Source organism: Bartonella pachyuromydis (genome assembly GCF_039543065.1).
GTDB classification, from domain to species: domain Bacteria; phylum Pseudomonadota; class Alphaproteobacteria; order Rhizobiales; family Rhizobiaceae; genus Bartonella; species Bartonella pachyuromydis.
Window position 1 is genome coordinate 1 of the sequence record NZ_BAABJA010000001.1, and the last position, 26,032, is coordinate 26,032.

General features: G+C 40.1%; 21 protein-coding genes, 1 tRNA gene and 1 pseudogene. 9 read left to right on the plus strand and 14 right to left on the minus strand.

Going from position 1 to position 26,032, the window contains the following annotated elements; all coding sequences use genetic code 11:
* Positions 1 to 149: 149 nt before the first annotated feature.
* Together ABD917_RS00005 and ABD917_RS00010 are read left to right on the plus strand one after the other, a co-directional pair.
* Positions 150 to 368 carry a hypothetical protein gene (locus tag ABD917_RS00005; RefSeq protein ID WP_345118047.1) on the plus strand — a complete coding sequence of 73 codons (219 nt, stop codon included), beginning with the start codon at positions 150 to 152 and terminating at the stop codon, positions 366 to 368.
* 1,455 nt (positions 369 to 1,823) lie between these two features.
* Positions 1,824 to 2,708 (plus strand): outer membrane protein, encoded by an 885-nt coding sequence (locus ABD917_RS00010; protein WP_345118048.1) that lies wholly within the window; start codon positions 1,824 to 1,826, stop codon positions 2,706 to 2,708.
* Between the two features lie 1,772 nt (positions 2,709 to 4,480).
* Here the strand turns inward: ABD917_RS00010 and ABD917_RS00015 are convergent.
* Together ABD917_RS00015 and ABD917_RS00020 are read right to left on the minus strand one after the other, a co-directional pair.
* Positions 4,481 to 4,633: a hypothetical protein gene (locus ABD917_RS00015; protein WP_345118049.1), complete on the minus strand. Its 153-nt coding sequence runs from the start codon at positions 4,631 to 4,633 to the stop codon at positions 4,481 to 4,483.
* A gap of 177 nt (positions 4,634 to 4,810) precedes the next feature.
* Positions 4,811 to 4,895, minus strand: a tRNA-Leu gene (locus tag ABD917_RS00020).
* Positions 4,896 to 5,118: 223 nt separating this feature from the next.
* Here ABD917_RS00020 and ABD917_RS00025 point away from each other — a divergent pair.
* Both ABD917_RS00025 and ABD917_RS00030 read left to right on the plus strand, forming a co-directional pair.
* Positions 5,119 to 5,727: a YqaA family protein gene (locus ABD917_RS00025; protein ID WP_345118050.1), complete on the plus strand. Its 609-nt coding sequence runs from the start codon at positions 5,119 to 5,121 to the stop codon at positions 5,725 to 5,727.
* A 12-nt stretch (positions 5,728 to 5,739) separates the two neighbouring features.
* Entirely contained in the window at positions 5,740 to 6,306 is a 567-nt protein-coding gene (locus ABD917_RS00030) for a disulfide bond formation protein B (protein ID WP_345118051.1), read from the plus strand.
* On the opposite strand, the gene ABD917_RS00035 is transcribed toward ABD917_RS00030, so the two are convergent.
* Complete coding sequence (locus ABD917_RS00035) at positions 6,296 to 6,484, minus strand: hypothetical protein (RefSeq protein ID WP_345118052.1); 189 nt, start codon at positions 6,482 to 6,484, stop codon at positions 6,296 to 6,298. The genes ABD917_RS00030 and ABD917_RS00035 overlap by 11 nt on opposite strands.
* Positions 6,485 to 7,005: 521 nt before the next feature.
* Between ABD917_RS00035 and ABD917_RS00040 the strand changes: the two genes are divergently transcribed.
* The gene (locus ABD917_RS00040; protein WP_345118053.1) at positions 7,006 to 7,827 is read left to right on the plus strand and encodes a VIT1/CCC1 transporter family protein; all 822 of its coding nucleotides are present in this window, start codon (positions 7,006 to 7,008) and stop codon (positions 7,825 to 7,827) included.
* A gap of 144 nt (positions 7,828 to 7,971) precedes the next feature.
* On the plus strand, positions 7,972 to 8,523 hold the full coding sequence (gene dut / locus ABD917_RS00045) for a dUTP diphosphatase (protein WP_345118054.1): 552 nt from the start codon (positions 7,972 to 7,974) through the stop codon (positions 8,521 to 8,523).
* 392 nt (positions 8,524 to 8,915) lie between these two features.
* On the opposite strand, the gene ABD917_RS00050 is transcribed toward dut, so the two are convergent.
* From ABD917_RS00050 to ABD917_RS00060, 3 genes are all read right to left on the minus strand, one after another.
* Complete coding sequence (locus tag ABD917_RS00050; protein ID WP_345118055.1) at positions 8,916 to 9,503, minus strand: biopolymer transporter ExbD; 588 nt, start codon at positions 9,501 to 9,503, stop codon at positions 8,916 to 8,918.
* Positions 9,500 to 10,399 carry a MotA/TolQ/ExbB proton channel family protein gene (locus ABD917_RS00055; RefSeq protein WP_345118056.1) on the minus strand — a complete coding sequence of 300 codons (900 nt, stop codon included), beginning with the start codon at positions 10,397 to 10,399 and terminating at the stop codon, positions 9,500 to 9,502. The genes ABD917_RS00050 and ABD917_RS00055 overlap by 4 nt, the downstream gene beginning before the upstream one ends.
* Positions 10,400 to 10,776: 377 nt before the next feature.
* Positions 10,777 to 11,112, minus strand: a complete 336-nt coding sequence (locus tag ABD917_RS00060; RefSeq protein WP_345118057.1) for a hypothetical protein — start codon at positions 11,110 to 11,112, stop codon at positions 10,777 to 10,779.
* Between the two features lie 650 nt (positions 11,113 to 11,762).
* On the opposite strand from ABD917_RS00060, the gene ABD917_RS00065 reads away from it, so the two are divergent.
* Positions 11,763 to 12,089 (plus strand): ElaB/YgaM/YqjD family protein, encoded by a 327-nt coding sequence (locus ABD917_RS00065; protein ID WP_345118058.1) that lies wholly within the window; start codon positions 11,763 to 11,765, stop codon positions 12,087 to 12,089.
* Positions 12,090 to 12,092: 3 nt separating this feature from the next.
* Positions 12,093 to 12,536, plus strand: a complete 444-nt coding sequence (locus ABD917_RS00070; protein ID WP_345118059.1) for a hypothetical protein — start codon at positions 12,093 to 12,095, stop codon at positions 12,534 to 12,536.
* 526 nt (positions 12,537 to 13,062) lie between these two features.
* Here the strand turns inward: ABD917_RS00070 and glmM are convergent.
* From glmM to ABD917_RS00100, 6 genes are all read right to left on the minus strand, one after another.
* Positions 13,063 to 14,415 (minus strand): phosphoglucosamine mutase, encoded by a 1,353-nt coding sequence (glmM, locus tag ABD917_RS00075; protein WP_345118060.1) that lies wholly within the window; start codon positions 14,413 to 14,415, stop codon positions 13,063 to 13,065.
* A gap of 1,008 nt (positions 14,416 to 15,423) precedes the next feature.
* A complete protein-coding gene (gene ftsH / locus ABD917_RS00080) occupies positions 15,424 to 17,619 on the minus strand; it encodes an ATP-dependent zinc metalloprotease FtsH (protein ID WP_345118061.1) in 2,196 nt (731 codons plus the stop codon).
* A 116-nt stretch (positions 17,620 to 17,735) separates the two neighbouring features.
* Positions 17,736 to 19,307, minus strand: coding sequence for a tRNA lysidine(34) synthetase TilS (gene tilS / locus ABD917_RS00085; RefSeq protein WP_345118062.1), 1,572 nt, complete (start codon positions 19,305 to 19,307; stop codon positions 17,736 to 17,738).
* Positions 19,297 to 20,766, minus strand: a complete 1,470-nt coding sequence (locus ABD917_RS00090) for a tol-pal system YbgF family protein (RefSeq protein ID WP_345118063.1) — start codon at positions 20,764 to 20,766, stop codon at positions 19,297 to 19,299. The genes tilS and ABD917_RS00090 overlap by 11 nt, the downstream gene beginning before the upstream one ends.
* A 47-nt stretch (positions 20,767 to 20,813) precedes the next feature.
* A complete protein-coding gene (gene pal, locus ABD917_RS00095; RefSeq protein ID WP_345118064.1) occupies positions 20,814 to 21,320 on the minus strand; it encodes a peptidoglycan-associated lipoprotein Pal in 507 nt (168 codons plus the stop codon).
* Positions 21,321 to 21,523: 203 nt separating this feature from the next.
* Positions 21,524 to 22,216, minus strand: a complete 693-nt coding sequence (locus ABD917_RS00100) for a DUF1013 domain-containing protein (protein WP_345118065.1) — start codon at positions 22,214 to 22,216, stop codon at positions 21,524 to 21,526.
* Positions 22,217 to 22,597: 381 nt separating this feature from the next.
* Here ABD917_RS00100 and ABD917_RS00105 point away from each other — a divergent pair, with 381 nt between their 5' ends.
* Positions 22,598 to 23,344 (plus strand): YebC/PmpR family DNA-binding transcriptional regulator, encoded by a 747-nt coding sequence (locus ABD917_RS00105; RefSeq protein WP_345118066.1) that lies wholly within the window; start codon positions 22,598 to 22,600, stop codon positions 23,342 to 23,344.
* 609 nt (positions 23,345 to 23,953) lie between these two features.
* Here the strand turns inward: ABD917_RS00105 and tolB are convergent.
* A complete protein-coding gene (gene tolB / locus ABD917_RS00110; protein ID WP_345118376.1) occupies positions 23,954 to 25,276 on the minus strand; it encodes a Tol-Pal system beta propeller repeat protein TolB in 1,323 nt (440 codons plus the stop codon).
* Between the two features lie 42 nt (positions 25,277 to 25,318).
* Positions 25,319 to 26,032, minus strand: a pseudogene (locus tag ABD917_RS00115) (cell envelope biogenesis protein TolA); the annotation flags it as partial.

The window sequence follows — 26,032 nt, forward strand, 5'->3', positions numbered from 1 at the left end:
CGCTGGTTGCGTAACAAATAACTACGTCTCTTGTGTTGGTTGGTTGCCTATTTATTTAAGCAAAAGAGATGTTGAAGTCATCAGTTCAAACTTAGCAAGAGAGATCTTAAAGCATAATAACCTAGGTGAACGCTTGTGTGGATGGAAACATGGCTAGAAAAAGAACAACTGACGATACAGAACTGACAGACACGGAAAAAGCCATGCTTCAAGAAATGATTATTGCCTACCAAAGTGTGAAGATGATGTCGCGTCTGATGAAGTGTGTAGTATTTTTTCTTTTTTTGCTGATCCTTGATTTTTCCCGCCTCATGGACGCGATAGATAATGTCTTTGCACATCTCAAACAGTGGTTCTCAAAACATTGATGAATGACCACTTAAAGAGAGAGCAATATGTTGTTAGTATAGTGACGCTTAAAGCTGCTTTTGCTTCTAGCGTAGAAGCTTTCTACAAGAAAATGACAGCTCATAGGGGGAGTTGAGATGTTAAAATATTTGTTTCTTCTGCTTCTTGTCTTGATGGCTGGTTGCGCATCTGTAAGAAACTCATCGAATGATGTTGATCGGCATATTACAAAAGGTGATGCAAAATGAATGACCCGTAATTTTGTTCACAATCTCAAAAGTTCTTAACCACTAGCGATAACAACACTTATCGTAAAAATAGCACAGAAAATAGCCTTGTCTGTTTTATTTATTAATCTGTTACAACGCAATGGATATGATCTATACAGATCAACCTCAAAAGCAGAAAAACAGAGCCGTCAATTTAACTTATAGAATAACGCTAATGAATAAAGCTATCATATCTGTTGTTTCTTATGATTTTGCTAGAGAAACACCTCATTAATATAGGGAGTTATGAAAGAAAACTCTTTTGCTGGTTGGCTCCAAAGGAGTATACAACAGAAAAATATTGCGATTGAACAAACCTGTAAAAATTCGTATATTCAGCCAACAACGACCATTCATCAAGGTTGCACTTTCAGTCTATTGTGACATAATAAAGAGCATTTTCCTCTCTCTTATGAATCCTTGGTTTTTCCTGCCTTATTTTGCACATTTCAAACAGTGGTTTTCAAAGCAATAAATAAGAGAGATTGCACTGCCTCATGCTTTATTTCTCATACTCCTTCATAGGATCACGTCCCTCACACAAAACAGAACACCATTTTTACTCCTTTCCAAATTTTTGCCAATTCGCGCGCTTGTTTTAAAGAGATATCACTTCATACAGCCAAGCCCATTTCACAACAATGTCGGTGAAGGATATCAGGATAAATCCATTAAACCCCACCATCTTTACAGTTATGAAGAAGCAAGCAAAAACCATCGTACTCTTGCCAGCGCCAAATATTGCAAACAAGCCTTTGTGCTTATGAGCATTCATAAGAGGCGTTTTTACTTCTATCTTGAATGTTTTTATCCAAACACCAATCCCGTTTATGACGTGTAAGTGAAAAACTTTAATTGATGCAGTATGAGAGAGATGTGCAATAAGAAAATCTTACCATATTTGGAACTATCAATTTATTGTGAAAACGATGAATTATCATTATAAATCAAACTATTACAAAGAGAATGAAATACACGTTCATGGTAAAGCGAATAAGACGTTACGTGGGTGATTTAGAAATGAGAAAAATGTTTGAAGCACATAACAAATTTATTGTTATCCACGGATTCATCAAAAATCTTAAGGAAATTTTAAACTATTCGCAGCAATAAAACTTGTATAGTATTTTATTTATATATCTGTATGGATTTTTTGTTTATTATGTGTATATTGTACTTTACATATTGGAATAAATAGGGGTTCTTATGAAAAAAAAATATTTAATATCGATGTCTATAGCCACTTTAATGGCCACTTCTGCGGTTGAAGCAGCTGATACAATAGCTCTTCCAGAGGTAAAATCAAATGTTATCAAATCAACTGTCCCAGCGATTGTTGTTTCTCCACCTTTTTCTTGGACGGGCTTATATTTTGGAGGACAACTTGGTGGTTTTTCAAGCAAAAGCATTTTAAATTATTCTGCAGATGCGACAACTGGAAAATGGGCTTGGGTTGATAAGACATTATCACCTAAACCATCGGGATTTATAGGAGGGGGATATTTAGGTTCTAATATTGATCTAGGCAACAATCTTGTTCTCGGTGTTGATACGGACTTCATATGGTCTGGTAAAAAAGATACTCAAACGGGTAAGACAAGAGAAATTCTAGATGATGATGATCTCGATTCCATTAATGAAGTCTTCAAAGAAGCTGGAATTCGCATTGTAAAGCCTGCAGCTCAAGATGAAACGATTCCCAATTATGGTGATCTTGTTGTGAGCAGTGTCACTTTGAAAGAAAAATGGGCTGGTGCTACACGTATACGTATTGGCTTTGCTTCTGATCGGGTTATGCCCTATATCTCAGGGGGTATTGCCTATGCACAGATGCAATATACCATGTCCCTTTTATCAAAATCCCAAGAGGACCAATCCATAATCTTTGCTTCTGGCAATGTACTCGATGAAACAAAAACAATGATTGGTTATACGCTTGGCGGTGGTCTTGATTTTGCCGTAACCAATGATGTTGTTCTGCGTACAGAATATCGCTATGCAGATTTTGGTAAAAAGAAGTTTGGAAAAGATAAACTTGAAATTGACTACAAAACAAATGATTTCCGCGTTGGTATTGCTTATAAATTCTAATTTATTGCAACATTAAATTGCTCAAAAGCCCTGCCAAAGGCAGGGTTTTTATTTTACTCCGTGAGGTATAAGATAACAGATTGATTTATCATACTCATAGAGGAGGGTTATTCATATTAAATAACCCTCTCCAATATCGTAAGATTTTATCATTGCAAATCTCTTCCATATTAAATCAATCAAAATGACTGGTTTGCACATCATAAACAGGATGAGCATGGTGATAAAGACCAGGCAACAAGGGAGTAAAAACGCCTCTTATGAACAATCTCAAACGCCAAAGTCTGTCACACCATTTAGAAGAATAGTGTGATAGTGCTATCTTGCTCCTTCATAAGCGTAAAGATGGGAGAATTCAGTGGATTTACCTTATGCCCTCATTCAGAGGTGCCACCGTGAAATAAACTTTGGAACATTATTTGGAACATTAAAAGAATTCTTAAAACAAGCACATGAATCTGTAACGCTATAGCGTTTTTATGTTGACTTATGGATATGCCCATGAAACAATACCCTTAGGAGTAAAATAAAGATCAAGGCGTCAAATCTATGAACAAATTTTCATGGTTTTATGATAAAGATAAACGCTTTATTTTGTAATAATTTTTACCAATCTGTTCTTTTTAACAACCATAATACAGGCATTAAGAAATCATATCGTTGTTAAAAACCCTTTACGTAACAACTTTTGCTATCAAATTATTTACTATGAGAAACCATAGTTTCAACAGTGACATATGATAGAGATGTTATTTCTGCTCTTTACTCTGATAATTTTGCGCAAGACCATGAGAACAATAAGCAAAATGACCAAATCTGTTCTGTTTTGCTCTCATTTTTTCCAAAAGCCTTCTTTCCATAATTGTGCATAAATTAAGGCTTTATCTGCTATTATAACAACAGCCTTACACAAAACAGCAAATGAGACGGCAGGTTGCTGATTTTGAATTTTTTTCCTTGCTCAAAAAACGAAGTTCTGACAAATCGATAATAAGATTGTTCTCAACATATTGATTTATGAAGTTAATTCTTCATCTTGCACTATACATGAGAAACTCTACCACGATAGCTGTTCCCCTTTGCACTCCTAGTTATATGAAAGCAAACAAAATCATTCGCTCCCATAAAAGGGGAGCATGCAAATAACATCAAAGAATAAAAATGCCACTCCATAAATGCTTTCAAACACATCCTCTCCATGCCAAGGTTTTTGATAACATTGGCAGCTGGTAAATATCATAGACTGATTTGCCACTCCATAAATGGACAGATGAGTGATGCTCTATAGCCTTCTATGGCGGAAGGATTGACATCATCCATAGGCACCATCAAAAATAGCTTCATATTGCCTGACAACAGGCATAGGAATTTACGGCATGATAGGGTACTGTTTTTCAGCATTTTTTAACATGAGAAACTCACCCCCATGATATGCCCCATTAAAGGAATCTCCGCCCACTATTCATGCCATCACCCCACATGTCACTAGACAAATTCTATTTTTAAATTTTCATGCAACTTTTTTAGCAAAACAACAATATAGAGTGAATGAATATGGGATATTTTAAGAAGCATAGAGCATATTTTGCCAGCACAGCAGATTAGTATTCCAACGATTGTTCTTTTTTAGATTGTCTTTATGTACTTTAGAAGAAAAAACAATCCAGAAAGATATAATACAGAGGAGCATGAGATTGTATTTATATCTATAAATATGTCTTATAGCCCTGTCCTGAAGAGGCAATATCTATAAAACGATAGCTTTGAGAAAGTTACAAATCATTCATTGGAAATAAAGGCCAACGCTTGTAAAGTGGTGCTGTTTTAATAAGCCATAGTCCAGCTCCATCTGCATATTTGCCTTTAGGCAAATTCTTTACAGAGTGGACGGATAATCTATTATGTGTTCTTGTTTTCCTCATCACCTTTTAAACCACCTTTTGAATTGCGCTTTTAACGCATTTATCAGATATCAAAATCCTCTATAAAAGACAGTTAAGGAATAAAAAAATCAATAAAAACAACAAACTATCAATTAAACAAGATAAACAATGATATCAGGTAACACTGCATAGAATTTATAAATTATAGAAGCTCTAAAGTGGTGCGGGTGGTCGGACTCGAACCGACACTCCTCTCGGAACCAGATTTTGAGTCTGGCGCGTCTACCAGTTCCACCACACCCGCACACTGTCATAAAGAACAGATTTGTTCATTATCCCTCTGCACTATATGAAGAAGAACAGATTCGTCAACAGCAGATTTTTTGTTTTTGCACAATCGGTATAATTTTTGTTTCATAAGTTATAAAGAATATTTTTTTTAAAAGAATTTTTAAAATATTTGTTTTATCTCCTTTATGGGCGCGTAATTCGTAAAGTTTTTACCTATTAGGCTTATGAAAGCCCTCATGATATTAAACAGATTAAAGCTTTGGACTATTTCTTTAGCAAATCGGCGCACAGCGCCCCATTGGCTTGGTTTCATTGCCTTTATTGAAAGTTCTATTTTTCCAATTCCGGTAGATGTTTTGTATATACCGATGGCTCTTGTTCATCCTAAGCGGGTTTATCGCTATGCTTTTCTTGCTACGCTGTGTTCTGTTTTGGGTGGCATTGCTGGTTGGTTTATTGGACATTTTGCCTATGACACGCTTGCCAAACCGATTTTAGAGTTTTACGGTAAAGTTGAAAATTTTGAATCCCTAAAAAACCATGCAACGCTGCAATTTTTGGTTATTTTACTGCTCACGTCAGGTTTTTTTCACCTTCCCCCTATCAAGATTGTGACGATTTTATCGGGTGTCATGGGAATACATATTGGGCTTTTCATTTTCACCTGTATTTTTGCTAGGGGAGCTCGTTTTTATCTTCTTGCTTGGCTTATTCAGCGTTTTGGACAACGAGCCATGAATTTTCTTTCCCGTCATTTAAAATGGATTATCTTGATTGGTTGTGTTAGTGTTCTCGTTGTTTATGGAATTTTCATAGCTTTTTTGAACAAGCAGTTTTTACTTTAAGGAACCTGCTCAATGGCCAGCATTTTTTCTTCTCAATCTGTTTTGCACAAGCATCTTCACCTTGAACCAAGCCGCAAAGAGCAAAGTTTATGGGCTTTTTTTCTTGCTTTTTGCCTATCAAGCACACTAGGTCTCGCACTTGGTTTTGAATATATTGGAGGCTATCTTCCTTGTGATTTATGCCTTATTGAGCGTTTTCCTTATTATAGTGCACTGCCATTTTTGCTTTTAGCAGGTTTTGGATCATGTTTTTTTCGCATTTCTTCTTGGGTACAACTTTTATTTTTTTGTGTTTTTGTCCTAATGGTCATCAGCTTTGTTTTAGCGATATATCATACAGGTGTTGAATATGGCTTTTGGCCAGCGCCCCCCAGCTGTAGTTTAAGTTCCATAAGCAGAATAACAGACGTCAACCAGCTTTTTAACCAATTGCACACCATCCACCCTCCTTCTTGTTCTGAAGCTCCCATGCGCTTTCTTTTTCTCTCATTTGCCGGTTGGAATGTGATTGGCAGTTTCTTTTATATGCTTGCTAGTTTTTATATAGCTTCAAAAGGGTTGCTTAATTCTAAAAAATAACAACCAAAGAATATGGAGCATGCTCTCCAGCTCTCTCCTTTAAAGCACAGCAGTCCTCCACGAACCTTGCCATACCACGGATCCCAACATCCGCATGCCACCCCTCAGCTGCCAGTTGTTGTTTCAATATAAGCAGTAGAACAACAGACAAGACTCGGCTCTTTAACCAACTGAACATCTCCTCCTTTTTGTTGTAAAATCTCTATGCGCTTTCTTTTTCTCTCATTTGCCGGTTGGAATGTAATTGCCGTCCCGCTTTATATGCTTGCTTTTATATTGCGGCAAAAAGCACCTCTCAGTTTCTAAAAACACCAACAATCACATGCTTTCTTCCCAACCAAACAGCAACAAAACTTCCCCACAGCACACCCCACACCCCATAATCTCCAAGAGCCAACACGGTCATCTCCCCCATCTCCTCTCACCTCCATCGCTCCTCATTCATGACCACAATTTTTGGGTAAAATCGCCAGTATTTCTTGTTTCGGCATTTTTCTGGCATCATTTCATACAATCACATTTTTCTTTCTGGCTTATTTTTTTATCTAAGCAAATTTTACTCTTTTTACACTGCAACCTTTATACATCTCTGTTGTTCTGTTTATTCCACTGCCTTTTTACAATTTTTAATTTTAGATTGACTTTGCTCTTTTTTTTCTTATATCTTTAGAACTATTCTAAAGTACAAAGGAACAGGAAATGTTGAGATCGTTTTTTTCATTTGTACAACGTAAAGCTCTGTCCTTTCGTTCTGCACAAAAAGTAATGCTTCGGGCGCTCAAAGCCAAAGAACAACATGCTACTCTTTATTTAAAATATGCCAAAGCTTTAGAGCCTTATTCTTCAAAGCAAGCAGAAATTTTTGCGGCAATGGGCATGCGAGAGCTTGAAAATTATAAAGAGCTTTTGTGCCTTTCTTGTAGCAATCGTGCAGGCACGATGGCTTCAACGGTAGACTCACGGTGTAATCGCGCAACTTTTGTAACGGCAAAGAAGCACCATAAAAGCTCTCGAAGCAAAACGGTTCACCAAGACGCCAAAAAGCCATCAAAAACGCACAGACAGCTGCTTTTGACATGGATTCAACCTGGTCTTGCCGGTCTCATGGATGGGTCTGTCTCCACTCTTGCCCCCATTTTTGCAGCCGCTTTTGCAACAGGAGATACGCACCAGACCTTTTTGATAGGCTTATCTGCTTCGGTTGGAGCAGGTCTTTCAATGGGGTTTACAGAAGCAGCCCATGATGATGGAAAATTATCGGGTCGTGGTTCTCCGCTTAAAAGGGGTCTTGCCAGCGGTATTATGACAACGCTAGGAGGATTAGGTCACACGCTTCCTTATTTGATCAACTCTTTTTATCTCGCGACAGTTATTGCCTTTATCATTGTTTTTTTCGAACTATGGGCTATTGTTTGGGTGCAAAATAAATTCATGTCGACTCCTTTTTGGCGTGCATCTTTACAGGTTATTATTGGTGGTGCTCTCGTTTTTGCCACGGGTATTCTTATTGGGAGTATCTGAAAGAAAACACTATGGGAAAGAAGTATTTACTATCCAAAACAAGCAAAAAAAGCTGTTATCCCCAAAGACCTTTAGCTGCTTGTTTCAAAAGCAATCTTTTGTTAGAGTTGTGCTTCTTTTTTACATTTTGGAGATGCTTTGACCATGCCCTATACGCACCTGAACAACCAAAAGAGCCCCTCTTCATCGAATGCATCCCCTCATCTCACTCAAAAGGTAACCTTATCAATTGAGCGCCTTGAACACGGACAAGGTTTAGAACTCCCGCACTATGCCACAGCAGGTTCTACTGGACTTGATCTAAGAGCTGCACTTGGTGAAAAAGAAACGCTCACACTTACACCTGGAGCGCGCGCCCTTATTCCAACGGGTCTTATCTTTCACTTAACCCCTGGGTTTGAAGCACAAATACGGCCACGCTCAGGCTTAGCCTTAAAACACGGTATCACATGTTTAAATGCGCCTGGAACCATTGACAGCGATTATCGCGGTGAAGTTAAAGTTTTGCTCATCAATTGCGGACAAGAGGACTTTATCATTGAACGAGGCATGCGCATTGCCCAAACGGTTATTGCACCGGTTCTTCAAGTCAATGTTCGTGCCCTAGAACCAAATGAACTTGAAGCAAATGAAAAAGAAAACAGCAATACGGGAAGCCGAGGCACCGGTGGTTTTGGTTCCACAGGTCACGACTAAACAGCAGATTATGTGGGGAAAAAACGTACCTTTTTGCCAGCAAACAGTGCAATGATTCTCGTAGATGTTATTTTTACTAAGTTTTCTTGGCTTAAAGCACAAAGGCATCCATACTCTGGATGAGTCAGATAGCCTCCCATACATAAACAGCAAGAACCATTGAGTACAATGAACCGGTCGTGGAATTCTGCTCATCAATTGTGGATAAAAAGACTTTATTATTGAATGAGGCATGCATATTGCCCAATCAAGCATTGCATCAGTTTTTTTAAGGTGGTGTTTGTGCCCTTAAGCCAAATGAACTTGAAGCAAATGAAAAAGAAAACAGCAATGCGAAAAGCCAATACATGAAGGATCTCGCTTCGCCAAGAGATTTCTCTTAACAAAATCGTCTACTTTATAGGAGCAACAGTTTCCACTGCAGCAGGCTTAGCGTTTACCACATCGCTGACTGACGGTGCAACTACACCATTTGTGACGTTTTCTGCTGTGTCCTCTGGTGCCCTTGTAGCACTTACTGTTCCGCCATTTTCTGTCTCTTTTGCCATAATGTGGGAAGATTTCTGCAACCCCATAAGTCCAACTTTGCTATATCCAGCAGTGCGGATTTGATTGAGTAAATCCACCACAGCCCCATAATCAATTTCACTATCGGCTTTGATGAGAATCTTTGTTTCTCGATTTTTCTTTGTTTCCTTCAATAAGGATTCCACAAAAGTTGTTTGGTTGACAAGATGTTCCCCCACATAAAGGGCACGATCTTTTTGCAAAGTCACATAAAGAGGCTCGTCTTGTTGAACTGGGAGAGGGGTTTGCGTTATGGAAGGGAGTTGAACAGGAATAACCGATGTCGCCAAAGGTGCCGCCACCATAAACACAATAAGCAATACGAGAACAACATCGATAAAAGGGGTTACATTGATTTCACTGTGTAATCCACTCTCATCGAAATCCCAATGATCATTAAAATCTTCTTTCATTTTTTATGACTTTTTTGTTGTCTGCGCCTATCGAGTTCACGGCTTAACAGTCTTTCAAGCGCAGCGGCAATATCTCCTAAATCGTTGCGATAACCACTCAAAGCGCGCATCAAGCTATTATACATAACAACAGCAGGAATTGCTACAAAAAGCCCGATAGCCGTCGCCAGCAAGGCTTCGGCAATTCCAGGAGCCACCACATCAAGCCTCGTTGTTTGAGACTGTGCAATACCAATAAAAGAATTCATGATTCCCCAAACGGTGGCAAACAACCCAACAAAAGGAGCAACAGCACCAATGGTTGCAAGAACAGCGCTACCGCATGCAACACGCCGCACAGCATTAAGCAAGCAGCGTGACAAAAGCGAATGAACCCTCACCTTTACTCCCTCATTCATATCGCGCATATCGCGTGCAATCTCGTCATACTGATTGAACTCCTCATAAAAGAGGGGATGTTCACCAATCATGACGTGTGCTTCTTGTTGTATTCCCCGTTGCATCTCTTGTCTTGCCATGTACTTTTCATGAGAGCCACCACTGGTTCCCTCATGACCCACAAAATGGGTCTGCTGTGTAGAAAGATACACTTCTTTAAGAACTTCCTTAAGAAAGAGCACACCAGCTCCCTTACTTTCTTTCAAGCTAGCAGCCAAACGCGTGAGAGTCTGAGCATTAAGAGTCAATTGAAGTTCATGACGCACTCTTCGTTTTGCCACAGTAATCTCAATCATTTTAACAAAAGCAATTGTCCAAGATGTAAGAGAGGCAAGCAATAAAAGAACGATAACGGCTTTTACAACAAAATCAGCAGCCATAAACATAGCAAAAGGGGAAAGATCGTGCATTGCCAATACAGCAGACGCGCTCTCTAAGGGTACTGTTTCAGATTCCATTTTTGTCTCACACGGTTGTGGTTATCATTTTTTGGTCTTACAGCTGTGTCATCAGCCCCCGTAGCATCACTCTTCCACAACAACGCTGCGTCCCTGTTAACGTCACTCTGTATTCGTCTTAAAAAATAAAACTTGATAAATCAAGTATAGTTTTATTTCAGAAAATGTCTCTTTCAAGAGGATTTTTAAAAGAATTTTCACTCATAAATTCAAAGCAATTCATTCAGGGAAAAAACAACTTGAATAACAAACTCTCTATTACCTTCAAAGTTGCTGTATAATAATAATCTCTCAAAGAGCATACCAACAATTATAGCAAAGAAAAGAAATATTTTTCACTTCAATACTTCTGATTTAAACCGAGAAAAGAGCTTTACTTAGCACAGCACAAAAAGAATAAACAAAGAACAACCACTCAAACAAACCACCATACCTACCACTCTCACAACAAGAGACAGAACCATATTGGGATCTGGAACATTGTTAGAACATTTACGGGTTTTCAGCTTCATAAGTGTAAAAATTGGTGAAATCCAAGAAAGTTTATAGTTTTCACGAAAAGATTTTACACCATCCAGAAACGCCGTTATAGAATGGCTAAATGTGTCTTTATAAGAGGCATATGAATTCACAACACGATGGTATTCTATTTCGCGGCATTTTTTGCATGAAGACCATACCCCTGCTCCATTAACAGGCCCTCTGCACTCCATTAATGTCCTCACCCCACAAGCCTCACTGAACAAATCTTATTTTGAAGTTTCCATACAAATTTTTCATCAAGAAAACAACGCAGAAAGACAGAAAACTGTCGATATTATGGGGATCTAGCAAAGATCATAATAGTATCGATATTCTTAATATAAGCATAAAAGCAGTGGTATTTTACAGATTTTTTTGTCATACCATTTATGGGCAAAATGCCTCTTCTCCTCATACCTTAAAGGACAAAGAATCTTAAATCCTATGGATTAAACAATCCAGCCCCTCTAGGTTTGTTCTCTGCTAACCATTTATATGGTTCACTTCCACAAAGCTCAACAAGCAAATCAAGCTCTGAATATGCACAGCACAGTTGAAAAAGACTGAAAATGGAAATCTTCTTCTATGTTTGGTATCACAACAGCTCAAACGACGCTCTTTTGCGGTATCATAAGATCATCCAACGAGATTCCTAACGAAATTTCCCACAAGACTCATTCTATCTAAAAACATTTTTAAATTGCCCAAAGAGAGGGAACCAAAAAAAGCGTTTAGCGTTACAAAAGCAGTGAAAATTTTTATTCCAAAGCAAATGATCACTATGAACACACAAAAGAGACAAATACTGAATAATGATAAATCAAGAGAGGGAAAAAGCATCATGGCAAATCATAAAACAACACAAAACAATAAAACGACAGAAGAAAAAGATTTCCAAGGACAGCTAGAAAAGTTACGTGGTGAAATTTCAGGGATAACCTCAACACTGACAGATCTTGGTGCCAGCAAATTGAGCGCTGCCAAAAACAAAGCTGAAGAACTGTATAACTCTGCAAAAGAAAATAGTGAAGACATTATGTCTCAAGCAAAAGAAAAAATCGGCGAATTTGAACAAACCATGAACCATCATGTACGTAAAAATCCTGGCAAAAGCGTTTTGTTTGCGGCAGGTGTTGGTTTTATTCTTTCTCAATTATTGCGTCGTTAAACAATGCATAAGTTTATCGCTCCTCTTTTAAATCACCTTGTTGGTGGAGGTCTGAAAAGCACAGTTAAGCAAGTACGCCTTCAGGCAATTTGCTATGGGTTTATTGGCATTTCATTGTTTATATCGCTGCTTTTTTTATGTATCATCGGCTTTATTGCCCTCTGTTGGGTTATGAAGCCTCTTACAGCAGCCAGCACGATGTTTTTCATTTGGCTTTTTCTTGCAGGCATAGGTATTTTCATTGGCCGCATTCTGAAAGCTTATCAAAGCTACGATCAACAAAAGAAATCGGAAGAGAGGCGCCATCAGCTTATGACAGATGCCACACTTTCCAGCCTTACGCTTTTGAGCAAACATTTACCTTTTGCCAAATTGAGTGTTCCAGTGCTTGGCCTTGCGACTTATTTTCTGTGGAAAAGAGATAAAAAAGACCACTTTTCAAAGTAAGATATGCAATTGTGCAATTCTAACCCCCGTGGTGTTTTCTTTCATTGAGAGAAAACACCCTTTTCATTTTCCTCGGCCTATATTGAAACACTGTAGTACAATGAATTCTTAAGGATTTCTCTTTGGCTCTTGAACAATAGAGAACAAACCCACATCATTTCCCTTGCGCAGTAAAACTGCTTTTATTACTGCGTACATGATAAAATAATGACACTATTTGCAAGGTCATCGTCCAACAATCCAAGGTGTTTTGACTGTTAAGGACAACAATCATCAACAGCCCAACCGCTTTTATTCTCTATCTCCTTATACCTCATGTAATAAAACATCTGGTAACAACATCCATCATCTCTGCCATGAGCCACATCCAAAATCTCTAGGGCATCACCCTCAAACCATAATGCCAATGACCAGTGAGGTTGCCAGAAACATGAATTATTCCTACCTCTCCTTTTGTTAAAAAAACAGCTAAAGCCTTTCACAGATTGTATAAAAACATTCAGCTTTTCTGAAAACAAATACGCGTTTATGAAAGAGTATCATGATGGGTGATAACATCCATCATCTCTGCCACAGCAGCATCCAAAATCTCTAAGGCATCACCCTCCGCCATAATGCGAATAACCGGCTCAGTTCCAGAAGCGCGGATCACCAATCGTGCTGCTTTTCCCAAACGCTGTGCTGCTTGATCTATTGCCATTTTGACCGGATTTTCTTTCAACACATTTTTGTTTTTAATTGCTACATTTTTTAAAATTTGTGGCACAGGTTCAAAGCGTTTACATAATTGGCTCATCGGACTTTGACTTTCCTGCATACAAGCTAACACCTGCAAAGCAGCCACCAGCCCATCACCCGTTGTTCCAAAATCACTCAAGATAATATGCCCAGAAGCTTCACCACCAACATTATATCCCTTTTGGCGCATTGCTTCGACCACATAACGGTCTCCAACATTTGTTCGCACAAGTTCCAAACCTTTGTGCTCTAAAAAGCGCTCTAGCCCAAGATTTGACATAACGGTTGTAACCACACCATTACCCTGTAACCGTCCGGTTTTATGCCAATTTTCAGCAATCACAGCAATCAACTGATCTCCATCAATTGTTTGTGCTTTTTCATCCACCAAGAGAACACGATCTCCATCGCCATCAAGAGCAATCCCCACATCGGCACGCACTTCATGAACTTTCTTTTTTAAAGAAGTCAAATCCGTTGACCCACATTTTTGATTAATATTGGTCCCATTTGGTGTATCATGAATAGCGAACACCTCAGCTCCCAGTTCCCACAGAGCACGTGGAGCAGCTTTATAAGCAGCGCCATTGGCGCAATCCACAACAATACGCAAGGCATCCAACCGAACATCACGTGGCAAAGTTCGTTTAGCATATTCGATATAACGATAAATATCCCCCTCGACCCGTTTTGCATAACCAATTTCAGCAGAGCTCGCTAAGGACTTTGAAAGATCGGTATCAATTAATTGTTCAATTTTTTCTTCCATTTCATCGGAAAGCTTAAAGCCATCAGGACCAAAAAGCTTAATTCCATTATCATAGAAGGGATTATGAGAAGCAGAAATCATCACCCCAAGATCAGCGCGCAGTGAGCGACAAAGCATAGCAACAGCAGGTGTTGGCACAGGTCCCAACAAAAAAGCCTCCATTCCCGCAGCTGTAAATCCTGAAACCAAAGCATTTTCCAACATATAGCCAGATAATCTTGTATCCTTACCAATCACCACACGACGCGACTGACGTTGCGAACGAAATAAAACCCCTACAGCCATCCCCACTTTCATGGCAAAATCTGGTGTTATGGGAAAAGCATTGGCTTTGCCCCGAATTCCATCTGTACCAAAATATTTTTGCGCCATCCCTAATTCCTTTATACGCACTCTTTCTTTCATCGTCCTGTTAGAACAGAAACTCTACTCAAGTGAAATTCCTTATGTGAATAAGAGCATGTGCACCCCTTCATTCTTAAATCTTTAAGCAATCAAATACCCATCACTTAGAAGAAAATCTCTACAAAAACTACAGCAAAACTCTTCATGATCTCTTGCCACTCTCCCTATTAAGTCCTAAGATTACTGATAGGAAAAACATTGGCTTTGCCCTTAAATTCTACCTGTAGCAAAATATTTTTGTGCTATCCTTACTTCCTTGGTACGCACTTTTTCTTTTATCTCCCTGTGAGAGCAGAAATTTATGAGAGCAAAACATCCTATGAATAAGAGCATGTGCACCCCTTTATTCTTAAATCTTTAAGCAATCAAGCTACTCTATACCCATCACCTAGAAAAAAATCTCTACAAAAACTACAGCAAAACTCTTCATGATCTTCTTGCCACTCTCCCTATTAAGTCCTAAGATTACTGATAGGAAAAACATTGGCTTTGCCCTTAAATTCTACCTGTAGCAAAATATCCTATGAATAAGAGCATGTGCACCCCTTCATTCTTAAATCTTTAAGCAATCAAGCTACTCCATACCCATCACCTAGAAAAAAATCTCTACAACAAAAGCGTATCAACGCTCCCAATTATGCTTCTATATCTTACACACCAAGCAATACTATCCCCGCATGTTTTACACACACGCTCCACTTAAAACAAAATCCCTCTTTAACAAAAGCAATGAACAATCCTCAGCCCTCCCCAACATTTCCATCTACTCTCAGACAACAAGCACAGAATCATCAATATCTCAGTCCTCACCATCACCAAAACACAACAATAAACGCGAAACACTTTGAAAAACGAAGAGATCTCTCTTCCCTTATAGAGGATATCATCCTCTCTCCACACTGCCTGAGAGGCGTAAGCAAGACCTACGCCTCTCAAAAAACTTTTACTTAAAATTCTTTTCACAACCAACGTTACTCAAACGTCATTAGAAGGTTCCTGTTTTCCTTTATCACGTTCCGTAGCATTTGACTTCTTTTCAGAATTGGCTTTACTCGTAGAACGGTTTACTACCTTTGTAGTTTTTTTGGGGTTTCGCGTTTTTTTCTCCGTATCATGCGATAGCATACCTTTCGATTCGGCATCATCGGCTTTTATATCACCGGATTTTGTTGTTTCCTTTCCTACTTTTGGCTCTCTTTTTTCACCCTTACCAAAATCGGTTTTATCGGCATCATCTTTTTTAACACCGGCATCCTCAACATTTGTTTTCTCAGCTATTGCTGTATAAGCCTCTGCCTTCATGGTTCCCGTTTTAGGTACAGAAGACGTACGCGGAGCAGCATTTTCATCTTTTTGGGTTCGTGAAGGAGGTTTTCCAACGATGACTTCATTAATTTCAGCACCGGTTAAAGTTTCATATTCCAACAAGCCCCGTGCTAAAGCAAACCATTCTTTTCTTTTTGTGTTCAGAATTTCGGTAGCACTTTTATAAGCATTATCGATAAGTTTACGCACTTCAGCATCGATCATGCGAGCAGTTTCTTCAGAGACATTTTGTGTGCGTGCCACAGAATGCCCTAAAAAGACTTCATCCTGATTATCACCATAGGCCACATTGCCAAGCAGATCAGAGAAACCCCAACGTGTAATCATGGCACGCGCTAATTTTGTTGCTTGTTCAATATCGGAAGCAGCACCAGAAGTGATATTTTCCTTACCAAATTTTAATTCTTCGGCCACTCGTCCTCCCATCATGATGGCCAAACGAGAAATCATCCAGCGATAACTCATGGAATAGCGATCGCCTTCAGGCAATTGCATAACCATTCCCAAAGCTCTTCCTCTTGGCACGATTGTCGCTTTATGAACGGGGTCGGCAACAGGCACGTTAAGCGCGACGATAGCATGTCCTGCTTCGTGATAAGCGGTGAGTTCTTTTTCTTCTTGTGTCATAGCGGTTGAACGGCGTTCAGCGCCCATCATCACCTTATCTTTAGCATCTTCAAACTCTTGCATCGTGACGACTCTTTTATTTCGGCTAGCAGCCATCAGAGCCGCTTCATTGACAAGATTCATCAGATCAGCACCAGAAAAGCCTGGTGTTCCTCTTGCTAAAACTTTCAAATCCACATTAGGAGCTAGAGGCACGTTGCGCACATGCACTTTTAAGATTTGCTCACGTCCAGAGACATCAGGGTTTGGCACCACCACTTGACGATCAAAGCGCCCTGGTCTTAACAAAGCAGGGTCGAGTACATCAGGACGGTTGGTTGCGGCAATAAGAATGATACTTTCATTAGGCTCAAAACCATCCATTTCGACCAACAACTGGTTTAAAGTTTGCTCACGTTCATCGTTTCCGCCTCCAAGTCCCGCACCACGATGGCGTCCCACGGCATCGATTTCATCAATAAAGATAATACAGGGGGAATTCTTTTTAGCCTGTTCGAACATATCGCGCACGCGGCTTGCCCCAACACCAACAAACATTTCGACAAAATCGGATCCTGAAATGGTAAAGAATGGCACATTGGCTTCGCCTGCCACAGAACGTGCCAGCAAAGTTTTACCCGTCCCTGGAGGACCAACCAGCAAAACACCCCGTGGAATACGTCCCCCTAAGCGTTGAAATTTTTGTGGTTCACGTAAAAATTCGACAATTTCTTGGAGATCCTGCTTTGCTTCTTCCACGCCAGCGACATCTTGAAAAGTAACGCGCCCCTGCGCTTCGTTTAGCAATTTTGCTTTTGATTTACCAAATCCCATTGCCCCGCGTGATCCATTTTGCATTTGTCGCATAAAAAAGACCCACGCCCCAACAATAATAATAACAGGCAGCAAGGAAAACAGCAGATTAAGGAAGATACTATTGCCAGAGCTTTCAGGAATAGCTTTTACATTTACATTTCTGTTTTCCAATTTTTGTATCAAACCTGGATCTCGTGGAGCATAAGTTGAAATAACTCTGTGCTCAATGGTTTGTCCTGTTAATTTCTGACCTTGAATGGTCACAGATTTCAACTCATTATTCTCGACTTTTTTTAAAAATTCGGAATAAGAAATCTCTCCACCTCCAGAACGCTGGCTATCTCCATTAAAGAGAGAAAACGACACAATCAAAATCAAGGCAATAACTCCCCAAATTAGGAGAGAGCGGTAATTGGAATTCATATTCAGCCCACTTAATTAAATCTATATACTTTAAATAGTTTCCCTTAACATATAACCTTGTCTGCTCCTTGCCAAGGTATGAGAAGATGTTTATTGTCTTTTAGAGTGATTTTTCTCTATCTTTTCACCTCAATATTAAAAAAAGGTTCCACAATATTGACGAAAGCGGCATCTTCACATGAGAAAAGCCAATGGAAAGGTGCCATAATTCTCTTGACGATAATATTTTTCTGAACAACAGAATGATCTGTGAACTCTGGAATATCATAGCCTTTGTCATTTGAGATCATCAGCAGCGATTGTAAAGAGGGAAAATGAGGATTTTCAAGATCAACATGTCTCTTTTTAAGGAGAGATTTTAGTTCCTCTAAACCCGCTGCTCCAACCTTTATGGCATCAGTTCCATGATTGATAATCTGATAGCGCCCATCCCATAAAACCGTTGTTTTTGGCTCAACGATCACCTCCCTCATATTTCGCGCTTCGCGCCAAAGAGCAATTCCATGTCCATTATACTCAACGACCGATCCAGCATAAGTAAAACGCCGCTTTTCTGATGAATGAAGAGACAATTTTTGCATAAGCGTGGTCAATTTTTGCTGGGGAAGCAAATAAAAACCTCCTCCCATCAACACGGTAAACAGCCCAACAACAAATGGGAAACCTTGGTCTTGCTGGAGAAACGGTGCAGGCTTTGCAATAAAACAACGTCCATATTCCACCATAATATCCAGTGCCAACATCAAATCGGCAATCATTTGTGCCTGTTGACGACGCTTCCGTGCCGCTTCATGAATCTTTTGGGCAATACTGGCAAGCTTTTTGGCATGAAGGGATTGGCGCACACGCACGCGTTCAAAATTGCAATTTTCATTGCTTGGATCATCAATCCATGTTTTATCCTTAAAGCGCAAATAAGCACGCAATGTTTCGCGTTTTACACCAAGGAGCGGACGAATCAAACGAACTTTTTGACGCAACACCGCTTCGCGCGCCATACAAGATAAACCACGCGCCGGCATTAACCCATGATTTTTTTCGGCAACAAGACAATTTTCCCACGCAATATTTTCTCTAAATTCTATAAAATGCACTCCACTACGCACACCCTCACAGGCTCCGCCTTGCGCAACACCTGCAGGTACCTTTACATAAACTCCATCATGCACATTACAGGCTTCATCTTGTACGACACCAGCAGGACCCCTCGCATAAACCCCATCATGCCCACGCTCCCAAGCCCCACCTTGCGACCCCTTATTTCTTTGGAGCCGCCAAGACCGCATCTGATAAGTTTCCACCTGATCATTGAGCGTGTGCCCTGTCATAATAAGTGTTGCACCTTGTTTTTGCGCTTCTTGAAACAACAAATCATAGCGTGCCACACGAGCACTTGAAGCGATCTGCGTCTTGGGTTTTTGCCCCTCCCACCGCAAAATGACATGTTTAATGCGATGGGCACGACAAATTTCTGCAACGATGAAAGCTTCACCAGCTGATTCCTCACGCAATTGATGATCAACGGTGACAGCAACCATTTCTGGAGGAGAAGAGAGAGTTTTTAAATGGTCTTTGACTAAAAACAGCAAAGCCAAAGAATCACTCCCTCCTGAGACCGCAAGGATCAATTTTTTACACTGGATAAAATCCGATGTTTTAAAGAGATTTCCTGCTAGTCTAATGCACACCGTGGATGACCTCACTCCTTTTTAAAGGTTTACAAAAGATAGACTCTAAGCTTTTAGAGTATTTTTCTTTTTGAGCAGAAAGTGCGCAGGCCTGTTTATTGGGTTCAAGAGCCACCATAATTCTCGCTAATTTCAGCAAAATCTCAGAAGTGTAGGCTTTCTTTTTGTCTGCATACCAGACATTAAGATAAACTTGTGCTGCTTCATGATAGCGTTTTTGTCCCAATAAAGCCTCTGCTAACCAAAACAAAGCATCATCATTCAAAGGATCTTTTTGATAACGCTGTTGAAAAACACAAAAGGCTTTTTCGGCATCAACATAATGGGCAGAAAGAAGAGCATCATAGCCTTTTTTATACAATTCTTGAGAAGAGAGAGAAGCGATATCTTGCCCCTGCTGTGGTTCGATACCAATGCTAGTTCCATGGGTTTTCTCTAAGAACTTACGCGCTTCCTGCAAATGGTCCTCTATTTGCTTCATATCTTTATGCATTTCTTTCAGATTTTCATCTCCAACAGCACTTTCAAAGGCACAAGAATAAACAGAAGAGCCTTGTTTATCAAAAAGCTGGTGGAACTGCTTTTGAACATTTTGCAGACTGTTATGCTCAAGCACCGTTTTTATATTATGCAAGAGTTTATCCAAATCATAATCTTTAAAAAGAGTCTTTTGATTTTCTAGAAGTAACTCTCGACTTTGCTGAGCTCCCTGAAAAGAGAGATCCGTAGCATCCGCCGCTTTTTCTACAGCACCAGAAACAGCTTTATGCACCGCATCAGCAGCTTTTTCCGCCGCGCCAGCAGTAGCCTTATTGACTACATTGGCAGCTTTATCAGCTGCACCAGTAGTAACATTCTCCACCGCATCTGCTGCTTTATCAGCCGCGCCAGTAGTAACATTCTCCACCGCATCTGCTGCTTTTTCTGCAGCACCAGTAGTAACATTCTCCACCGCATCTGCTGCTTTTTCTGCAGCACCAGTAGCAGCCTTCTCCACCGCATCTGCTGCTTTTTCTGCAGCACCAGTAGCAGCCTTCTCCACCGCATCTTCTGCTTTTTCTGCAGCACCAGTAACAGCCTTCTCCACCGCATCTGCTGCTTTTTCTGCCGCACCAGTAGTAACATTCTCCACCGCATCTGCTGCTTTTTCTGCCACGCCAGTAGTAACATTCTCCACCGCATCTGCTGCTTTTTCTGCCGCGCCAGTAGTAACATTCTCCACCGCATCTGCTGCTTTTTCTGCCGCGCCAGTAGTAACATTCTCCACCGCATCTGCTGCTTTTTCTGCCGCGCCAGTAGCCTTATTCACTACATCGCCAGCTTTTTCTGCCGCACCAAAATCTGAATCGTCCTTAGAATATTGGGTAAACCAGCGTGCTGCACTTTGAACAGATGAAGCAGAACAAGCTATGAGAACGGCCATATAGAAGACAGTTCTCCAATTTTTTTTACCAGACATCCACATAGTTTTCTCCCCTCTATGCTCATTGTTAATAACCATTCATGTTATTTCAATGTTGTAACCGCACGACGATTTTGGTTCCAACAGGAAATATCATCACACACTGCTACAGGTCTCTCTTTCCCATAGGAAATCGTCTGAATCCGTTGTGCGGAAACGCCAAGAGAAATCAAATAGTCCCGTACAGCGACAGCACGACGCTGTCCAAGTGCTAAATTATACTCACGCGTTCCACGTTCATCAGCATGACCTTCAATCATAATAGAATAATGAGGGTAATGAAGCAACCATTCTGCTTGGCGCATTAAAACACGTTCAGCATCAGAATCAATGGAAGAAGAATCAAGACTAAAAAACACCCGATCTCCAACATTAACCGTAAATTCCTGTCCCGAACCTGGTCCTGTTTGATTCAAACCAGCATCATTTAAATAAGCGCTATTCATAGTATTGAGTGTACTACCACGCTCTTTTCCACAACCAACCAAAGACAGTGAACCAAACAACAGCATAGCTAAAGGATGAAGGATAATATTTTTGGTAGAGCGCATGTATTCATTCTCCTTAACGAGTGCCCATAAAAATTGAAAGGACAAATTCTTTCAAAAACGCCTCAAGAATAATTGCTAATTCCTAATGAAGAAAAAATTTTTTCATTTTCTAGCGATTACCCTTCATTTAAATTTCTAATCGTCCTTTTCATCCCCAAACTTTCAGCATTGAGATGAAAATGCATTTAAAGTTAACCATTTATTTATGCATCATCCTCTTGACGGCTTTTTTGCAGTGCATTGAGTTTTGCAAAAACCTTATCAGCATCAAAACTCTTGTTATGATTATTTTCCATATGATCCTCATGCAGATCAACATTTTCGGTCACGGAAGCAGGCAGTAGAGATTTATCGCCCTCTAAAGAGACAGGACGGTTTTTTGCCGCACGTTGGAGTTCAAAGTCCAAATCAATTTGTGAACATAGTCCCAATCCGACAGGGTCAAGAGGCACCAAATTTGCACTATTCCAATGGGTTCTCAGGCGAATTTGCTCAATGGTTGCTTTTGTCGTACCAATCAATCGTGCAATCTGTGCATCTTTTAATTCGGGATGATTGGTTACCAACCATAAAATACCATTGGGACGATCTTGACGTCGAGAAAGAGGAATATAGCGTGCACCTTTTCGTTTTTTCTCAGGAATCCTTACCCTAGACTCGGAAATTTTTAAGCGTGCATTTTGATCAGCCTCCACCCGAGCAATTTCACTGCGTGTCAACTGCCCAGAACTAATGGGATTAAGCCCCTTAATACCATGAGCAGCTTCACCATCAGCAATAGCTTTCACTTCCAACACGTGTAATTTACAAAACTCTGCAATTTGATCAAAAGAAAGAGCAGTGTTATCAACCAGCCAAACGGCGGTGGCTTTGGGCATCAAAAGTTGCGTTGCCATCTTTATCATATCCTCTCACTTTGCCTCTTTGAATAATTATTGAGGCAGATTATTGCTCCCTCTGGAGCACTGGATCTTTTTCTTACACATCAGGTTTTCTTCACTCCCTCTTAAATTAAAGCGAGTTATGAAATAAACCACTTTTGCCATGAAATTATATTCTTTTATAACCTTATTTTTGCTACACGACAAGAGATCTGTCTTGTAATACTCCTCAACAGAGTATCTTTACCTTTAAGATGAATTTTTTTATAAAGGATTTATTTGATTACTTCATCTTGATACTGTGGCATATTTATTCTAGTGGGATGTGTGTTTCATCGCCTAAGATTTTGGGAACACTCCCTTCGAGAAAGAAAGCCCCAAACTGGAAGGAAAACTATGGCAGGTCATTCACAATTTAAAAATATTATGCACCGCAAAGGACGTCAAGATGCAATGCGTTCGAAAATATTTTCCAAGCTTGCACGCGAAATTACCGTTGCAGCCAAACAAGGCGCTCCTGATCCAGCCATGAATCCACGCTTAAGGCTCGCTGTCCAAAATGCTAAAGCACAATCTATGCCAAAAGACAATATTGAACGCGCCATTAAAAAAGCATCAGGGGGCGATGTCGAAAATTATGATGAAGTACGCTATGAGGGCTATGGTCCAGGCGGTGTTGCTGTCATTGTCGAGGCCTTAACGGATAACCGTAACCGCACCGCTTCAAATGTACGTGCTGCTTTCACCAAATCGGGTGGTGCACTCGGAGAAACCGGTTCTGTCAGCTTCATGTTTAATCGGATTGGCGAAATAATCTATAAGCCGGAAATAGGAACAGCAGACAGTATCATGGATGCCGCCATTGAAGCTGGTGCAGACGATGTGCAATCAGAACAAACAGGACATCATATTACTTGCGCTTTTGAAGATATTGGTGAGGTTTCTAAAATGCTTGAAGCCACACTTGGCGAAGCAGAATCAATTAAAACCATCTGGAAAGCCACCACCCTTGCACCTATAGATGAAGAAAAAGCTTTATCCGTTTTACGGCTTATTTCCACATTAGAAGAAGATGATGACGTGCAAAATGTCTATGCTAATTTTGATGTGAGCGATGAGGTTTTAGCAAAACTATCTGGTTAACTTCCACGCGACTATCCCACAGAGACTATCATGATGTTATCATTGTGTATATTCGCCTTTCCATGAGAGCCCACTGTCTATACGAAGGCGTCTCACTTTTCATCTTTACCACAACAAACAAGCCCTGCTTCAAATGCGGGGCCATTTCACACAGACTCTCAAACATTTTTCATAAAAAGCACAACAATTTCTCACCATGCTTTTTTTCAGAATTCTTTGTCTCAAAACATTATTTCCTTAAAAGAAATGATAGCAACGGCAAGAACACAAAAGAAAGAGAAACTGACAACAATTCAAATCAACAGATTAAAAAACACAAAAAACACCTCCCTTAAACCGTCAAGATGCCTTATTATCGCATAAATTACATGATGCCTCTGCGTGCTCAATCATCATGTTGAACAACGCATCTGAAATCTAAAAACGTTTGCCAACAAATGTCCCCCCTCAAAAATTCTCTCAAAATTCCCGCATCTATAAATAATGGCAAATGTGGGATAAAACGCACAACCTCTTCAACGGCTTCATCAACAACGCCTCCCTCAAGCTGTAGATGCTCATTCTCATCAAATCACATGATGCCCTTTGCACGCTCAATCACCAGTTCATTTATTGTATAGCAAGCAACGGCGACCATGCAGGATCAGATGCATCATTGGGGGTTGGCAATTGGCGTTCATTGCGTCCGGTAATATCAATCATATAAAGTTTTGGCCCCATCCCTGGATTTTTGCGAAAGAACATGAGAACGCGTCCATTAGGCGCCCAAGTTGGACCTTCATTGTGAAAACCTGTGGTTAAAATACGCTCTCCTTGTCCATCAGGACGCATAACACCGATAGAAAATTGCCCTTCTGATTGTTTTGTAAAGGCGATATAATCACCCCGAGGTGACCAAATGGGTGTAGAATAGCTTCCCTCCTTTGAGGAAATACGCTGAATATTGCTTCCATCCGCATTCATGGTGTAGATTTGTGGCTTTCCACTACGGTCTGATGAAAAGACAATTTGTGACCCATCTGGGGAATAAGAAGCAGATGTATCAATAGCTGAAGTTGTTGTAAGCCGTGTCATTGTGCGGGTGCGTAAATCCATAGTATAAAGATTTGCACTCCCATCATTTTGCAACAAACTCATAATGACTTTTTGTCCATCAGAGGAAAAACGCGGAGCAATGGTCATATTTTCAAAAGTTCCTATTAACTCTCTTTGCCCCATTTCAATTTGCTGCAAATAAACATGGGGCACTTTATTGTGCTCGTAAGCCATATAGGTAATTTCTTGCCGTTTTGGTGAAAAGCGTGGAGTAAGAACCAGTTCACTCCCATCAGACATATAGATCAAATTTGCTCCATCTTGATCCATAATCGCTAAGCGTTTAATGCGTGCATTTTGAGGACCTGTTTCATCGATAAAAACAATCCGTGTATCAAAATAACCACTTTCTCCTGTCATCTCACTATAGATCTCATCAGCGATCATATGCGCAACCCGCCGCCAACGTTCTGTTGCAGTATAAAAACGGCGTCCTTTGAGCTGACGCTTCCCAAAGACATCCCATAAACGAAACTCAACTCTCAACCGTCCATCGGTTTCTCTAATAACTTGTCCGGTAACCAACCCCTGCGCTTTTATTTTTCTCCAATCAGAAAAAGAGGGATGTCTATTGGGATTAGAAATTTTTTCAAAAAAACTTTCTTTATCAAGGGGTAGAAAAAGCCCTGAGCGTTCAAGATCAGCTGTTATAACAGCCGCCATTTTAAGCCCAATCGAATCGTTAGAAACAAAATCTGTAATTGCAATGGGAATGGGATTAAAATCAGCACTTGAAATCGTGCCTTTTAGTTGTGCATGAACCGATGAAAAACTTGAAAGCCACAAAACACAAGTGACAATACACCAAGAAAGAAATTTATGTCTCGTTATAGTCATCATGGAATGTATCCTTTCATTGAAGAAAAATATCTTTGTCTTTCATCGTGTTATTTCTTGAAGGGGATCAACGTTAAAATCAAACCCCTGCCCCCACAAATCATATTGATCGCGTGGAAGGTCAGTATAAGGTTGACATGAAAAAACGGCTGCGTACACCTGCCTTATCATAATGTCTTGCTGGCTCTGTGCACCGCTTAAGGGATCAATGATTGGATCACCTATAACCATTCCTTCACGATTGAGAGTAAATCGCAACCGCACGACTGGACGGTTTTTTAAATCACCACCAAGCGCCACAAGTTTAAGCTTCTGTTGAATACACCCCCCAACAATAGTGACAAGCGTTTGTGCCATTTTTGTGGTATCATTGATATTTTTTCTTGCTCCCAGAGCTTCTGGTGTATCGGAACGTTTTGCCCCACCTCCTTGGCTACGTGCACGATTGAGAAGATTATTTTCCTCCATGGCAAGAATATCTTCTATTGTCTTATCTTTTATTTGTTGTTTTTTTTGATTGCGCGTTTGTGCATTTTGCATTTTGTCTTCTTTGGCAGGCTTTGGTTTCAACTGTGGAAGAAGAAGTTTTTCTGGCAGGGTAATTTTGGGAAGCTGTGGTTGTATTGTTTCTTGCTTTACAGGCTCTTTTTTGACCACTGGTGTCAATTCTTGTGGTGATACCATTTCTTCACTTTTACGCGCCTCTAAAGGCACTTCAGGCGTAATCTTTGGCGTATCTTCTTGCTTTTCTAAAGG

Coding starts and splice junctions, on each gene's coding strand:
- ABD917_RS00100 (WP_345118065.1), bottom strand. CDS start 22,216: ATGGCAACGCAACTTTTGATGCCCAAAGCCACCGCCGTTTGGCTGGTT.
- ABD917_RS00010 (WP_345118048.1), top strand. CDS start 1,824: ATGAAAAAAAAATATTTAATATCGATGTCTATAGCCACTTTAATGGCC.
- ftsH (WP_345118061.1), bottom strand. CDS start 17,619: ATGAATTCCAATTACCGCTCTCTCCTAATTTGGGGAGTTATTGCCTTG.
- dut (WP_345118054.1), top strand. CDS start 7,972: ATGCCCTATACGCACCTGAACAACCAAAAGAGCCCCTCTTCATCGAAT.
- ABD917_RS00050 (WP_345118055.1), bottom strand. CDS start 9,503: ATGAAAGAAGATTTTAATGATCATTGGGATTTCGATGAGAGTGGATTA.
- ABD917_RS00055 (WP_345118056.1), bottom strand. CDS start 10,399: ATGGAATCTGAAACAGTACCCTTAGAGAGCGCGTCTGCTGTATTGGCA.
- ABD917_RS00030 (WP_345118051.1), top strand. CDS start 5,740: ATGGCCAGCATTTTTTCTTCTCAATCTGTTTTGCACAAGCATCTTCAC.
- pal (WP_345118064.1), bottom strand. CDS start 21,320: ATGCGCTCTACCAAAAATATTATCCTTCATCCTTTAGCTATGCTGTTG.
- glmM (WP_345118060.1), bottom strand. CDS start 14,415: ATGGCGCAAAAATATTTTGGTACAGATGGAATTCGGGGCAAAGCCAAT.
- ABD917_RS00070 (WP_345118059.1), top strand. CDS start 12,093: ATGCATAAGTTTATCGCTCCTCTTTTAAATCACCTTGTTGGTGGAGGT.
- tolB (WP_345118376.1), bottom strand. CDS start 25,276: ATGACTATAACGAGACATAAATTTCTTTCTTGGTGTATTGTCACTTGT.
- ABD917_RS00040 (WP_345118053.1), top strand. CDS start 7,006: ATGTTGAGATCGTTTTTTTCATTTGTACAACGTAAAGCTCTGTCCTTT.
- ABD917_RS00105 (WP_345118066.1), top strand. CDS start 22,598: ATGGCAGGTCATTCACAATTTAAAAATATTATGCACCGCAAAGGACGT.
- ABD917_RS00065 (WP_345118058.1), top strand. CDS start 11,763: ATGGCAAATCATAAAACAACACAAAACAATAAAACGACAGAAGAAAAA.
- ABD917_RS00005 (WP_345118047.1), top strand. CDS start 150: ATGGCTAGAAAAAGAACAACTGACGATACAGAACTGACAGACACGGAA.
- ABD917_RS00025 (WP_345118050.1), top strand. CDS start 5,119: ATGATATTAAACAGATTAAAGCTTTGGACTATTTCTTTAGCAAATCGG.
- ABD917_RS00090 (WP_345118063.1), bottom strand. CDS start 20,766: ATGTCTGGTAAAAAAAATTGGAGAACTGTCTTCTATATGGCCGTTCTC.
- ABD917_RS00060 (WP_345118057.1), bottom strand. CDS start 11,112: ATGGAGTGCAGAGGGCCTGTTAATGGAGCAGGGGTATGGTCTTCATGC.
- ABD917_RS00035 (WP_345118052.1), bottom strand. CDS start 6,484: ATGTTCAGTTGGTTAAAGAGCCGAGTCTTGTCTGTTGTTCTACTGCTT.